General features: G+C 70.6%; 13 protein-coding genes. 4 read left to right on the top strand and 9 right to left on the bottom strand.

From position 1 onward, the window contains the following. Positions 1 to 142 precede the first annotated feature (142 nt). Positions 143 to 550 carry a hypothetical protein gene (locus tag NQZ70_RS14465; protein WP_165373963.1) on the top strand — a complete coding sequence of 136 codons (408 nt, stop codon included), beginning with the start codon at positions 143 to 145 and terminating at the stop codon, positions 548 to 550. A 139-nt stretch (positions 551 to 689) separates the two neighbouring features. Here the strand turns inward: NQZ70_RS14465 and NQZ70_RS14460 are convergent, their stop codons facing one another. Together NQZ70_RS14460 and NQZ70_RS14455 are read right to left on the bottom strand one after the other, a co-directional pair. Further along, positions 690 to 1370: a Uma2 family endonuclease gene (locus NQZ70_RS14460; RefSeq protein ID WP_129581353.1), complete on the bottom strand. Its 681-nt coding sequence runs from the start codon at positions 1368 to 1370 to the stop codon at positions 690 to 692. A 201-nt stretch (positions 1371 to 1571) separates the two neighbouring features. Beyond that, positions 1572 to 3569, bottom strand: coding sequence for a DUF4041 domain-containing protein (locus NQZ70_RS14455; protein ID WP_237245304.1), 1998 nt, complete (start codon positions 3567 to 3569; stop codon positions 1572 to 1574). Positions 3570 to 3795: 226 nt separating this feature from the next. Here NQZ70_RS14455 and NQZ70_RS14450 point away from each other — a divergent pair, with 226 nt between their 5' ends. The 3 genes from NQZ70_RS14450 to NQZ70_RS14440 all read left to right on the top strand — a co-directional run bounded on the left by NQZ70_RS14450 (position 3796) and on the right by NQZ70_RS14440 (position 6910). Continuing rightward, the gene (locus tag NQZ70_RS14450; RefSeq protein ID WP_272828371.1) at positions 3796 to 4218 is read left to right on the top strand and encodes a hypothetical protein; all 423 of its coding nucleotides are present in this window, start codon (positions 3796 to 3798) and stop codon (positions 4216 to 4218) included. Between the two features lie 221 nt (positions 4219 to 4439). Then, positions 4440 to 4958, top strand: a complete 519-nt coding sequence (locus NQZ70_RS14445) for a peptidylprolyl isomerase (RefSeq protein ID WP_129574725.1) — start codon at positions 4440 to 4442, stop codon at positions 4956 to 4958. A gap of 368 nt (positions 4959 to 5326) precedes the next feature. Next, the gene (locus tag NQZ70_RS14440) at positions 5327 to 6910 is read left to right on the top strand and encodes a carboxylesterase/lipase family protein (RefSeq protein WP_129574724.1); all 1584 of its coding nucleotides are present in this window, start codon (positions 5327 to 5329) and stop codon (positions 6908 to 6910) included. Between the two features lie 174 nt (positions 6911 to 7084). On the opposite strand, the gene ureG is transcribed toward NQZ70_RS14440, so the two are convergent. Genes ureG through NQZ70_RS14405 form a run of 7 tightly spaced genes read right to left on the bottom strand, consistent with a single transcriptional unit; the run spans position 7085 to position 12295 of the window. Beyond that, positions 7085 to 7729, bottom strand: coding sequence for an urease accessory protein UreG (ureG, locus tag NQZ70_RS14435; protein ID WP_129574723.1), 645 nt, complete (start codon positions 7727 to 7729; stop codon positions 7085 to 7087). Then, complete coding sequence (locus NQZ70_RS14430; protein ID WP_408022430.1) at positions 7726 to 8370, bottom strand: urease accessory protein UreF; 645 nt, start codon at positions 8368 to 8370, stop codon at positions 7726 to 7728. The genes ureG and NQZ70_RS14430 overlap by 4 nt, the downstream gene beginning before the upstream one ends. Positions 8371 to 8402: 32 nt before the next feature. Continuing rightward, a complete protein-coding gene (locus NQZ70_RS14425) occupies positions 8403 to 9014 on the bottom strand; it encodes an urease accessory protein UreE (RefSeq protein WP_129574721.1) in 612 nt (203 codons plus the stop codon). A gap of 1 nt (position 9015) precedes the next feature. Further along, on the bottom strand, positions 9016 to 10737 hold the full coding sequence (gene ureC / locus NQZ70_RS14420) for an urease subunit alpha (protein WP_129574720.1): 1722 nt from the start codon (positions 10735 to 10737) through the stop codon (positions 9016 to 9018). Positions 10738 to 10749: 12 nt separating this feature from the next. Next, positions 10750 to 11061, bottom strand: coding sequence for an urease subunit beta (locus NQZ70_RS14415; protein ID WP_129574719.1), 312 nt, complete (start codon positions 11059 to 11061; stop codon positions 10750 to 10752). Positions 11062 to 11079: 18 nt separating this feature from the next. Continuing rightward, on the bottom strand, positions 11080 to 11430 hold the full coding sequence (locus NQZ70_RS14410; protein WP_129574718.1) for an urease subunit gamma: 351 nt from the start codon (positions 11428 to 11430) through the stop codon (positions 11080 to 11082). A gap of 10 nt (positions 11431 to 11440) precedes the next feature. Next, positions 11441 to 12295: an urease accessory protein UreD gene (locus tag NQZ70_RS14405; RefSeq protein WP_165373962.1), complete on the bottom strand. Its 855-nt coding sequence runs from the start codon at positions 12293 to 12295 to the stop codon at positions 11441 to 11443. Positions 12296 to 12326: the final 31 nt, after the last annotated feature.

Genomic DNA, 12326 nt, shown 5'->3' with positions numbered 1-12326 from the left:
TGCCGGGGATGCAGGCGACGCCGGGGGTGGCGGTGCCGGCGGCGGAGGCGGTGCCGGCGGCGGCGAGGAGCAGGCCTGCGCCGGCGATTGCATCCCGCCGGCGCCGCTCGGCTGGTTCGGCCCGCCGGACCAGGCGCCGGGCATGCCCTCGCCGGAGCAGCCCGGCGTTCCGCCGCCCGGCGGCTTCCTGACCTGCGTCTTCCACGAGGGCGACGTGACGTGCGAGGAGCCCTACCTGGACCGGCACGTCTTCTACGGCGGCGCCGACGACACCCGCGGCTGCTCCGAGTGCGGCTGCGGGGAGCTCGAGGGCGCGTCGTGCACGATCATGGCCTCGGTCTACAGCGGCGGCGCGTGCGCGGACCAGGTCGCGTCCAGCCTCGTCAGCTCGATGGCGTCGTTCTGCGTCGTCACGCCGCCCGGCGTCGCCCTCGGCAGCAAGTCGGCCGAGCTCGTGGCCGTCGATCCCGGCGGCTGCGCCCCGAGCGGCGGCGAGCCGGTCGGCGAGCTGCTGCCGGCCGATCCGTCGACGTTCTGCTGCCAGGCATAGGGCTGCACGGCCGCCGCCGCGGTGATGCCCGGGCGGCGCACTTTGCAGGTCGAGAACCGGCGAATCGCAGCGTGCCCCGGCGCCCTGCGCGGCGCGGCTCGACGAGGCGGCGAGGGTGTGGGTCGGACGGCCCGCGCGGTCAGCCGCCGCGCCGGCGCAGCTCGGCCTCGAGCTCGGCGATGCGCCGCTCCGCGGACGCGCGGGCGGCCTGCTCGGCCTCCGCGCGCCGGCGCTCGGCCTCTGCGCGCCGGCGCTCGGCCTCTGCGCGCCGGCGCTCGGCCTCTGCGCGCCCGCGCGCGGCCTCCTCGGGGGTGAGGACGAGCTCCGCACCGTCGGGGGTGCGGGCGAGCCGAAGCGCGGCCGGCTGCCCTGCGGCCGGAACGACGACCCAGTGCAGATCGAGCACCGTGCACGGGCTGCGCTCCCCCTCGACGACCCGCTCGACCAGATCGCCATCGATGCGATCCCAGACCCGCAGCCGCTCCCCGGGCGCGGCCTCGGGATCGAACGCGACGAGCTCCAGCACGCCGAGCTCGTGGTACTTGCCGAGCTTCTCCGCCCAGGTCTGCGGATCCGCGTCGTGCTCGCTCACGATCTCGACGGCGAGCTCGGGCGCACCGCGCTCCCACGTCTTCCAGGAGCCGAACGGCGTGTCCGGGGTGCCGAGCCGGACGAACGCGTCCGGCGCGAGACACCGGCTCGGATCCGACGCGGACCAGTAGACGAACTGGTCGGAGCCGATCGCCGCTCGATCGGCGAAGGTCTTGAGCACGAGGTAGAGCAGGGTCCTCAGATCGAGGTGGCGCTTGGTCTCCGGCACGAGGGCCTCTTCCGGGAAGTGGAGCGGCGAGGGCGCGCGAACGTGACGGAGACGACGCGCGTGCACGGCGGGTTGCATGGGGGGAGTATAGCGTCCCCGGTCATACCGTGCGGAGCAGCATCGCCGGGGCGGCTCGAACGGTCGCCCGGATGCGCCCGCCTCGGAAGGGCGCCGCTCTGCTGCCGGCTTGAGGGCGTCGTATCAGGCGGTGGCCTCGGCGAGATCGCGCTCGAACGTCGGCGCGGCTTCGGCCTTCGCCTGCGCCTCCAGCCAGGCGGCTTCGTCGAAGGTCTTGCTCGCCATTGCGCGCTCGATGGCCTGCGTCTCTCGAAACTCCCGCGCCTCGGCCGCCAGCGTCCACGTCACCTCCAACGACATCCGCTCGATCTCCTGGCGGATGTCGTGGAGCGGCACACGGAAGAACTCCTTGCGGGGGTTCACCTTGTTCACCTGGTTCCGGACGAACCGCTGGTGAAGCACGCGCTCGAGGGACGGAGCATCCTGGCTCGAGATCATCGCGTGCACGTCGAACTCGAACGGCACGCTCGCGTCGCCCAGCTCACGGACCCGGTCCAGGGGCTCGAGCCGCCGCGTCATGCCGATCTTGTAGACGTGCTCTCCGAACGAACCGACATTCGAGATGATGTAGACGTGCCCGGCCTTCGTCTGCTGCGCCATCGAGATGGCGCGCTGGTTCTTCTCCTCCGCCGCGCGGAGCCGTTCGGAGAGCTCGAGGAGCTTCTGCTCGTACCTGGCGCGCTCATCGTCGTTCGCCTTCTCCACGTCCCGACGCGCCTTTTCCATCGCCTTCCGGATCGTCTCCTCCTCCTTCTCGGCCTCCTTCTTCGCCTTCTCGAACTCGCGCTGCGCCCTCTCCTCCTCGCGGATACGCTCCTTGATCTGCCGCTGCTCCTCGCGCTCCTTTACCTTCAGCTCCTGCGCGACCACGGCCCATCGGAGCTCCTCGAGCCGAGCGTCGAGGTACTCGGGCAGGATCCGCGCCTCGCGGAAGGCGCGCCCGCCCTGGTTCACCAGCATGAACGCGTCCCGGATCTTCTGCTGCAAGGTCCCGAAGTTGTCGTGCCGAACGTCGGCGAGGATCGTGTCCACCTTGCCGTTGAATGCGTCGAGCACGAAGGCGATGGCGGTCGTGCGCCGGTTCGCCTCCGCGTACTCGCACGTCGCCGCCAGGCCGTCGCTGATCATGTCGCGGCACTTGCCGCGGGCCGCCTTGAGGCGCTGTCCTGCCTCGGCGAAACCGAACTCCTCGGCGAGCTCGTCCAGGAGACCCGCCGTCGGCATGACGTAGCGATCGCCGTAGCCCTCGATCACGTTCTTCATCGCCTGCGCGGTCTGCTCGAGGCGCTTCGCTTCCCGTTGCGCGGTGAGCGCAGCGCCGGCGATCTCCTCGGCGCGCCGGTTCGCGCTGTCCACGACGCGCGCCGCGTCGGCAGAAGCCTGGGCCAGCGTCGCTTGAACGGAGGCGCGCGCCGCCGCCTGGGCGGCCTGCGCCTCCGCCGAGACCTGCGCCTTCAAGGCGTCGGCCGCGGTTTGTGCTTGCGCGTGCGTAGCGCGCGCGTCGGCGAGGAGGCGATCGGCCTCCCGTCGGGCGCCGGCGGCGAGCTCCGTCGCGGCGGCCTGCGCGTGCGCTCTGAGCTGCGCTGCCCACGTCTCGGTCTGCGCTCGTATCCCCGCGGCGGCGGCTTCGGCGTCGACAACGGAGGCGCGCGCCGCCGCCTGGGCGGCCTGCGCCTCCGCCGAGACCTGCGCCTTCAAGGCGTCGGCCGCGGTGTGTGCCTGCGCGTGCGTAGCGCGCGCGTCGGCGAGGAGGCGATCGGCCTCCCGTCGGGCGCCGGCGGCGACCTCCGTCGCGGCGGCCTGCGCATGCGCTCTGAGCTGCGCTGCCCACGTCTCCGTCTGCGCTCGTATCCCCGCGGCGGCGGCTTCGGCGTCGACGATCGTCTGGTAGCGGCTCAGACGCTGGAGTTGCTCCTGCAGGCTCGCGACGTGCTGGCAAAGACCTCCGTTCGTGTCGAGCGCCCGCTTCAGCTCGCCGTTCACCTGCTGGAGGGAGCTCTCCATTTGACGGAGCGAGCCCGCCGCTTGCCTGAGCGAGCCGCTCGTCTTGTGCTCCTTGGACGCGAAGAACGCCGCGGTCGCGAGCGCGACCACGAACAGAACGATGAGAACGAGCTCCACGATGCCCCCTCTGCGGACGGCAGTACGCCGCGCTTCCAGAGTACGCGACCGTCGTATGACGCGTCCCGGCTCGAATCTGATGACGGCATATCTTTGTCAATCGCGGGGGGCATCCCTCAACACTCTTCACGACATCAGGGGCGTCCCACATCGCACCAACACACCCGCCATCGCCGGCAACCCGAACATCGACCCGGAGGAGCTCCTCACCGTAAAAGCCTACAGCGTGTGGCCCCACATCCACGAGCGGGCGCGCGTCGAGCTGGCCAAGGAGGACTCGTGGGGCGGGCTCAAGGGGAACGAGCAGCTGCGCCCGGAGCCGAACCCCAGCAAGAAGGCGTTCTTCGACCAGCTCGAGCTCATGAATCCCGCCCTCCGGATCCTCGCCCCGATCCGGATCTCCCAGGCCGCGAAGGATCAACGCATCCGGGCGGACTTCACGAGGACGCTCCACCACCAGCTCGCCGCGCTGAACGGCCCCGTCAACGTGACCTACAAGGAGTACGAAGAGGTCTCCGCGACGCACGATCCGGTCGAGCTCGGCTTCCACTTCGGCCTGATGGACACGGACCTCCCGAGCCTGACGAGGTGGCTGGAGGAGCGGTTCGCCGACGTCGAGCCGGAGGCGCCGACGGCCAGCCCCCGGTGAGCGCCCGGGGCGGCCCGCGGGAGGCCGCGCCGGGCGCAGGCCGGGCTCGGCGTCGAGGCCGCCTCGAGGCCGCTCGGGCCGAGCGGCAGAACGCCGCGGCCGAGGCGCCGCGGACGGAGCCGGCAGAGCAGCTCATACCGACCTCGGCGAACCCCCGGGGCAGGGCGCGCCGCGCTTCCCGCGCTTGCGGCCCCCCCACGCCTTCACCTACCCTCTCGCCCATGGCCAATCCGACCGCACTCCTCGAGACCTCCCTGGGCAACATCAAGATCGAGCTCTACCTCGACAAGATGCCCGTCACCGCCGGAAACTTCCTCAAGCTCGCGAAGAGCGGGTTTTACGACGGGCTGCACTTCCACCGCGTCATCGACGGCTTCATGCTCCAGTTCGGCTGCCCGCACAGCCGCGATCCGAAGAGCCGGCTGGCGGGCACGGGCGACGGGCCCGACGGCTGCGTCAAGGACGAGCACCCGGCGGGCGCCAAGCTCTCGAACGAGCCCGGCACGCTCTCCATGGCCAACACGGGCGCCCCCAACAGCGGCTCGTGCCAGTTCTTCATCAACACGGTCCACAACGCCTACCTCGACTGGTTCACGCCCGGCCCCTCGAAGCACCCCGTGTTCGGCCGCGTGATCGAGGGCATGGACGTCGTGCACAAGATCGAGAAGTCGCCCACCGACGGGAGCGATCGGCCCGTGACCCCGATCCGCATGAACCGCGTCGTCGTGCAGGACTCCTGATCCGCGCGGCCGCAGTCGCGGCGCGCGTTTCCTGCCCCATTCCCCAGCCAGGACGCTCAGCGCCGGCTTCGCGCTCTCGTAGCTCCTCGTGAGCCAGCCCTTCACGACACCTCACATCGTCTGCCTGCGACGCGCCCATGGGACCAAGGTCCCATGGCGCGATCCCAGCTCCCGGGACTAGATCCCACCGGGCCGCGCGACGGTGCGCGGAGGCATCGCTTCCCATGCAGCGATCGCGCCCTTGAGCGCGCTGCCGCCCGGGACGTGCGCTCCGCCGGGCCGCGGCGCGCGGTCCATTTCCCCAGCGTTCACGGGAGCGCGCCTCGGCGCGCCAGACGAGCAACCATCGAATTCAAGGAGACGAGTCCATGACGAGCAACAGCACGCCGATCATCAACACGGTAGAGGGCCCGGTCCAGGGCGTCGTCGAGAGCGAGATCCTCGTGTTCAAGGGCATCCCGTACGCCAGGCCGCCCGTGGGCGACCTGCGCTGGAAGGAGCCCCAGCCGGTCGAGCCCTGGAAGGAGACCCGCAAGGCCGACACGTTCGGCAAGGCCTGCCTCCAGCCCACCTATCCCTCGATGGATGGCGCGGGCAGCGTGGGTCCGCAGAGCGAGGATTGCCTTTACCTGAACGTATGGACGAGCGGCGTGGACCCCGGCGCGCTCAAGCCCGTCATGGTGTGGATCCACGGCGGCGCCTTCAAGATCGGCGTCGGCAGCGACAAGATCTACGGCGGGGGTCCGCTGGCCAGGAAGGGCGCGGTGGTGGTGACCATCAACTACCGCGTGGGCCTCCTCGGGTTCTTCGCCCATCCGGGCCTGGACAGGGAGCTCGGGCCGGTCAACTTCGGCCTGCTCGATCAGATCGCCGCGCTGGAGTGGGTGCAGCGCAACATCGCGGCGTTCGGCGGCGACCCTGGCAACGTGACGATCTTCGGCCAGTCGGCGGGGGCCGAGAGCGTCCTCGCCCTGTTCGCCTCCCCGCTCTCGCGGGACAGGAGCCCGGCCCTGTTCCACAAGGGCATCGCGCAGAGCCCTTACGCGATCCCGGAGCAGACCCGAGTGAAGGCGTCCGAGCTCGGCGTGAAGGTCGCATCGGGGCTGTTCGGGCTGAGCGGCGCCAACGCCACGGCCGAGGAGCTGCGGGCGGTGCCGGCCGAGAAGTTCACCGAGAAGCTCATGCCGACCCCGGAGAACCCGCTCGGCCAGGTGCCGTTCCTGGGGCCGAGCCCGGTGCGCGGAGACACGGTGCTGCCGACGGGGCTCAGGGCCACCTTCGAGGCCGGGGAGCAGGCGAAAAAGCCGCTCATCATCGGCACCAACAGCGACGAGGCGAGCGTCCTCGAGGCGTTCGACATGGATCCGGCGGAAATCATGCAGAAGATCATCGACGCGGGAGGGGAGGACGCCGAGAACGCGCTGGAACAGCTCAAGGGTCTTTACCGCAGCGACCCTGAGGTGACCGAGGAGGACCTCAAGGACCCGAGCCGCTTCGCCGGCCTGGTGCTGCGCGACATGCTGTTCACCGCGCAGGCCAGGTGGCTCGCGGACAAGCACTCGAAGGCGGCCGACACGCGCTGGTACTACTTCAGCTACGTGCCCGAGGGGGACCGCCAAGACCAGCCCCACGGCGTCCCGCACGGCGGCGAGATGATGTTCCCGTTCGGGGGCATCAAGCCCAGGTTCACCGCGGCCGATCGGGCGATGTCCGAGAAGGTGAGCAAGTACTGGTTCTCCTTCGCGAACACCGCTACGCCGGAGGGCGACGTGGCGTGGCCCAAGCACGAGACGGGGGGGTTGCTCCTGCGGGACAAGACCCTGAAGCTCGGCGAGACGATCGAGGTCGCGTACGACTTCAGGAAGGTGCGATTGGACGTGCTCATCGCGCAGTACCCGAAGCTCGAGGCGGCGCTCGCGGCGGGCGCTGGCTCGAGGGGCGGGTCGCGGTAGGGGGCTCGCCGGCCCTCGCCGACGCGCTCCCGAGCTGCGCTCGGTGCTGGTCCAGCGCGACGTTCACGAGATCGGGGTGAAGGACGTCGCGGACCTCGAACCGCCAAGGACGCCAAGGAGAAAATCCTATCTTGGCGTCCTTGGCGCCTTGGCGGTTGATGTCTCGCTCGCCCTTCAGCCGCCCGCCGAGCCGAGGCTCTTGGGATCGAGGCCGCCCTTCTTGACGATGAAGGCGGCGATCTCCTCGACCCCCTTGTTCTCCTTCAGGTTGGTGAAGAGGAACGGCCTGTCTCCCCGCATCTTCCGGGCGTCCCGGTCCATCACCTCGAGGCTCGCGCCGACCATGGGCGCGAGATCGATCTTGTTGATGATGAGCAGGTCCGACCGGGTGATCCCGGGGCCGCCCTTGCGCGGGATCTTGTCGCCGGCCGACACGTCGATGACATAGAGGGTCAGATCGGCGAGCTCCGGCGAGAAGGTCGCGGCCAGGTTGTCCCCGCCCGACTCGACGAACACGAGATCGAGCGGGGCGAGGCGCTGCGCGATCTCCCGCACGGCCGCCAGGTTGATCGAGGCGTCCTCGCGGATCGCCGTGTGGGGGCAGCCGCCGGTCTCGACGCCGACGATGCGCTCGGGGCTGAGCGCGCCCGAGCGGGTCAGGAACTCGGCGTCTTCCTTCGTGTAGATGTCGTTGGTGACCACGGCGACGCGCCACTCGTCGCGCATGCGCTTGCAGAGGCGATCGACGAGCGCCGTCTTGCCGGAGCCGACCGGCCCTCCGATACCGACGCGGAGGGGACCGTGGGTGCTTGCTGTCATGATCGAAACAACCTCGTGTGTTGGGTTTCGTGGTGCATCGACGAGAGATCGACCCCCGGCGTCGCGGCGCCGATGCGATCGAGCGGCGTGTCGCGGGCGCGCCGGGCGGCGGCGACGATGACCGGCTGGAGCGCCGCCACGACGCGCTGGCCGTCCGTCTGGCCGAGCGGGACCAGGCGGATGCCCGCCGAGACAAGGCTGGAGCCGAAGGCGTGCAGGTACGCCGTCAGCGTCGGATCGAGCGGGACGCCGTGCGCGGCCGCGGCGAGCCCGACCGCGACCGGGAACGGGGCCTCGCCGGCGTGGCGCTCCGCGAACGCGTCGAGGCGCGGGTGCGGCCAGGCGGCGCGCGTGATGGTGAGGAACGCGGCCCCCTGCTGCGCGCTCTCCAGCGCGAGCTCGCGGGTGCCCCGGAGCGCCGCCCCGAGCTCGGCCACCTCGTCGAGCTCCCGGTCGTGCTCCGCGCGGTAAGCGGCCGCGAGGAGGGCCGCGTCGACCCGGCCCGAGCCGTCGCCGAGGATCGCCGCGACCCAGACCCGGAGCTGCTCCGCCGTGCCCACCAGGCCTGCCTCCACCGCCCACTCCAGGCCGTGGCTGTAGCTGAAGCCGCCGACCGGATAGGCCGGCGACATCCAGCTCATCAGGCGATAGAGCGCGTCATCGCCCACGGAGGTCACCCGTGTCGGTCCTCGTGACCGTGCCCATGGCCGTGGGGATGACCGTGGCCGTGAGTGTGGGAGTGCTCGTGGGAGTGCCCATGATCGTGGGAGTGTCCATGATCGTGGGAATGCCCATGATCGTGGGAATGCCCATGATCGTGAGCATGCGAGTGTCCATGCCCGTGGGGCGCCTTCTGGTCGTACGCGCCGCGCTCCGGCGTGAACGGCGCGCGGAGCGGCGTCGCCTCGGCGCCGAGCCCCCGGACCATGTCGACGATCACGTGATCGTACCGGATGAGGATCCGCGCGCCGTCGAAGGCGGCCGGGATATGACGGTTGCCGATGTGCCAGGCGATGCGCGGCAGATCCGCCGCCTCGCGGCACGTGACCGCGACGAGCTCCTCGTCCGCCGCGCGGACCAGGAGCCAGCCGCCGTCCTCGAGGCGAAGGCCGTCCCCGTCGCCGAGCACGGTCGCCTCCGGCAGGTCGAGCAGGAATTCCCACCCCTCGTCGGTCGCGAGCCGGATCCGCCGGCGGTGCCGGTCGTCGTAGGCGAGCGTCACGCGCGCCTCGGCGGAGATCTCGGGCGTGCTGCCGCGGGGGATGACCTGGATGGCGCGTCGCATGTCAGAACAGGAAGTAACGCTGGGCCATGGGGACCACCTCCGCCGGCTCGCAGGTGAGCAGCTCGCCGTCGGCCTTCACCGTGTAGTGCTCCGGGTCGACCTCGATGCGCGGCGTGGCGCTGTTGTGGATCATGCTCGCCTTCGAGATCCCCGACCGGGTGTTCTCCACCGCGACGAGCGGGCGCGACAGCCCCGCGGCCGCCCCGACCCCGCGCGCGAGCGACGCCTGGCTGACGAACAGGACCGAGCTCTCGATCGCGCTCCGGCCATAGGCCGCGTACATCGGCCGGTAGTGCACGGGCTGCGGCGTCGGGATCGCGGCGTTTGGATCGCCCATCGGCGCCATGACGATCGAGCCGCCCTTGAGCACCATGTCCGGCTTGACCCCGAAGAAGGCCGGCGACCAGATCACGAGATCGGCGAGCTTGCCGACCTCGACCGAGCCGATGTGCCGGCTGACGCCCTGGGCGATGGCCGGGTTGATGGTGTACTTCGCGACATACCGCTTGGCGCGGAAATTGTCGTTGTTCTGCCTCTCCTCCGGCAGCTTGCCGCGCTGGCGCTTCATCTTGTCGGCGGTCTGCCAGGTCCGCAGGACGACCTCGCCGATGCGACCCATCGCCTGGCTGTCGCTCGACATGATCGAGATGGCGCCGAGGTCGTGCAGGATGTCCTCGGCGGCGATCGTCTCCTTCCGGATGCGGCTCTCGGCGAACTTCACGTCCTCCGGGATGTCCTTCTTGAGGTGGTGACAGACCATGAGCATGTCGAGGTGCTCGGCCACCGTGTTCCTGGTGAACGGCCGGGTCGGGTTCGTGGACGCCGGCAGCACGTTGGGCACCCCGACCAGCGCGATGACGTCGGGCGCGTGGCCGCCCCCGGCCCCCTCGGTGTGGAACGAGTGGATCGTCCGGCCCTTGAAGGCCCGGATCGTATCCTGGACGAAGCCGCCCTCGTTCAGCGTGTCGGAGTGGATCGCCACCTGGACGTCGTACGCGTCGGCCACGGAGAGGCAGTTGTCGATGGCCGCGGGCGTGCTGCCCCAGTCTTCATGGAGCTTCAGCCCGCAGGCGCCAGCCTCGATCTGCTCGATGAGGCCCGCGGGCCGGCTCGTGTTCCCCTTGCCGAACAGGCCGATGTTGATCGGCAGCGCCTCGGCGGCCTGGAGCATGCGCCGGAGGTGGAAGGGGCCGGGCGTGCACGTCGTCGCGGTCGTGCCCGCCGCCGGCCCGGTGCCGCCGCCGATCATCGTGGTCAGGCCCGAGCAGAGCGCCTCCTCGACGAGCTGCGGGCAGATGAAATGGATGTGCGTGTCGATGCCGCCGGCGGTGACGATCTTCCCGGCGCCCGCGATCACCTCGGTGCCGGGGCCGATGACGATGGTCACGCCGTCCTGCACGTCGGGGTTGCCGGCCTTGCCGATGGCGGCGATCCGGCCGTCCTTGAGGCCGATGTCCGCCTTGACGATGCCCCAGTGGTCGAGGATGACCGCGTTCACGATCACCGTGTCGACGGCGCCCTCGGCCCGCGTCCTCTGCGACTGGCCCATGCCGTCGCGGATGACCTTGCCGCCGCCGAACGAGACCTCCTCTCCATAGCCGTGGAGGGCGGTGAGGTCGTGCTCGACCTCGATGAAGAGGTCGGTGTCGGCGAGCCTCACCTTGTCGCCGACCGTCGGGCCGTACAGGCTCGCGTAGTTGAAGGGAGTGATCGTGGAAGCCATCGCCCGGGTCTCCTAGAGTGAACCGTTGATCTTCCCCTGAAATCCCACGACGACACGGGCGCCGCCGTAGGCCACCAGGGGCACGTCCTCGTACGTCTGGCCCGGCTCGAACCGCCTCGCCGTGCCGGCCGGGATGTCGAGCCGCATGCCGCGCGCCCTCTCGCGGTCGAACTCGAGCGCCCCGTTGACCTCGTAGAAGTGGTAATGGCTGCCCACCTGGATCGGCCGATCGCCGGTGTTCTTGACGGTGACCGTCACGCTCGGCTTCCCTTCGTTGAGCACGATCAGGTCTTTTCTTCTGCTGATGATCTCTCCGGGGATCATGGAACCTCCTCCTCGCCTCTACGGCTTGTCGTGCTCGTTCTGGGGCGCCGACGTGACCCCGAGCCGCGGGCCGATCGGGTTGTGGACCGTGACGAGCTTCGTGCCGTCGGGGAACGTCGCCTCGACCTGGACGTCGTGGATCATCTCGGCGACGCCCTCCATCACGTCTTCCAGGAAGACCACCCGCGCGCCCCTGCGCATCAGATCCTCCACGGAATGGCCGTCGCGGGCGCCCTCCATCACGAAGTCGGAGATGAGCGCGATCGCCTCCGGATAATTGAGCTTGACGCCGCGCTCGAGCCGCCGGCGCGCGACCATCGCGGCCATGGAGATCAGCAGTTTGTCCTTCTCTCGCGGGGTGAGATTCATCGACTCCTCCTCAGATCGACCAGAAACGCGGCATGCGCGCCGGATGGCCCGAGCGCGCCGCCCTGAGCCACGAGACCAGCTCGGCGAGATCGCGCCGCACGTGCGCCGGCTCCGCGCCGAGCGCCCGGGCCACGAGCGCCCCGCCGACGAGCGTGACGCCCGCGCGGGACGACCCCCGCGAGAGCCGCGCGCGCGCCTCGTCGACCCACGCCGCCGCGTCGTCGGCGACGAGCAGCAAGAGCCCCGCCGCCGTGGCGCCCCCGAAGCCCGCGGGACTCGCGATCTGCGCGGCGACGTCGCCCGAGAGGCCGAGCGCGTCCGCCCACGTGAGCCGCCCTCCGCGCCGGAGGCGCCACACGTCGTGCAGCGCGCCGGCCGTGAAGCGCTCGCCCCGCGCCAGCCGGCCGAAGACGACGAGATCCAGCGCCAGGAGGCTCCCGCCCGGCGCGACGTCGAGCTCGACGCGCCGCTCGAGACGGGCGCTGTCGAACAGGATCGTCTCCTGGGGCAGCCACTCGAGCTCGGCGCCCTCCTCCACGCGGAGCTTCAGCGAGAGGCAGCTCGGGGCGCCGAGCGACGGATAGATCTTCTCGGCGGCCTGGCTCGTCACGGTCGCCGTGGCGCCGCGGGACGCCTCGATGGAGACGCGGAGGACATCGCCTCCGGCCGTCCCGCCGGAGGTCGTGATGAACACCCCGAGCAGCGGCTCGTCCGGCTCCTGCCGCGGGAAGAGCATGCGGCACGGGGCGCGGTGCGCGACGTGCACCGGCCTCGTGCGATCGTGCCGCTCGAAGCGGACCTCGAGAAACCCGTCGTCCCGCTGCAGCCCCAGGCGGCGCTCGGGGTAGTCCGTCGGATCAGCCAATGAGAGCCCCTGTCGATCGTGCAAAGTGCCC

The organism is Sorangium sp. So ce836, assembly GCF_028553905.1.
Lineage (GTDB): Bacteria > Myxococcota_A > Polyangia > Polyangiales > Polyangiaceae > Sorangium > Sorangium cellulosum_D.
The sequence above is the reverse complement of the archived record's forward strand: the minus strand, read 5'-3'. Positions and strand labels throughout refer to the sequence as shown.

What these genes read in the sequence shown, in the direction of transcription:
- NQZ70_RS14465 (WP_165373963.1), top strand. Translation starts at nt 143, where the DNA reads ATGCCCTCGCCGGAGCAGCCCGGCGTTCCGCCGCCCGGCGGCTTCCTG.
- NQZ70_RS14445 (WP_129574725.1), top strand. Translation starts at nt 4,440, where the DNA reads ATGGCCAATCCGACCGCACTCCTCGAGACCTCCCTGGGCAACATCAAG.
- NQZ70_RS14440 (WP_129574724.1), top strand. Translation starts at nt 5,327, where the DNA reads ATGACGAGCAACAGCACGCCGATCATCAACACGGTAGAGGGCCCGGTC.
- ureG (WP_129574723.1), bottom strand. Translation starts at nt 7,729, where the DNA reads ATGACAGCAAGCACCCACGGTCCCCTCCGCGTCGGTATCGGAGGGCCG.
- NQZ70_RS14430 (WP_408022430.1), bottom strand. Translation starts at nt 8,370, where the DNA reads ATGAGCTGGATGTCGCCGGCCTATCCGGTCGGCGGCTTCAGCTACAGC.
- NQZ70_RS14425 (WP_129574721.1), bottom strand. Translation starts at nt 9,014, where the DNA reads ATGCGACGCGCCATCCAGGTCATCCCCCGCGGCAGCACGCCCGAGATC.
- ureC (WP_129574720.1), bottom strand. Translation starts at nt 10,737, where the DNA reads ATGGCTTCCACGATCACTCCCTTCAACTACGCGAGCCTGTACGGCCCG.
- NQZ70_RS14415 (WP_129574719.1), bottom strand. Translation starts at nt 11,061, where the DNA reads ATGATCCCCGGAGAGATCATCAGCAGAAGAAAAGACCTGATCGTGCTC.
- NQZ70_RS14410 (WP_129574718.1), bottom strand. Translation starts at nt 11,430, where the DNA reads ATGAATCTCACCCCGCGAGAGAAGGACAAACTGCTGATCTCCATGGCC.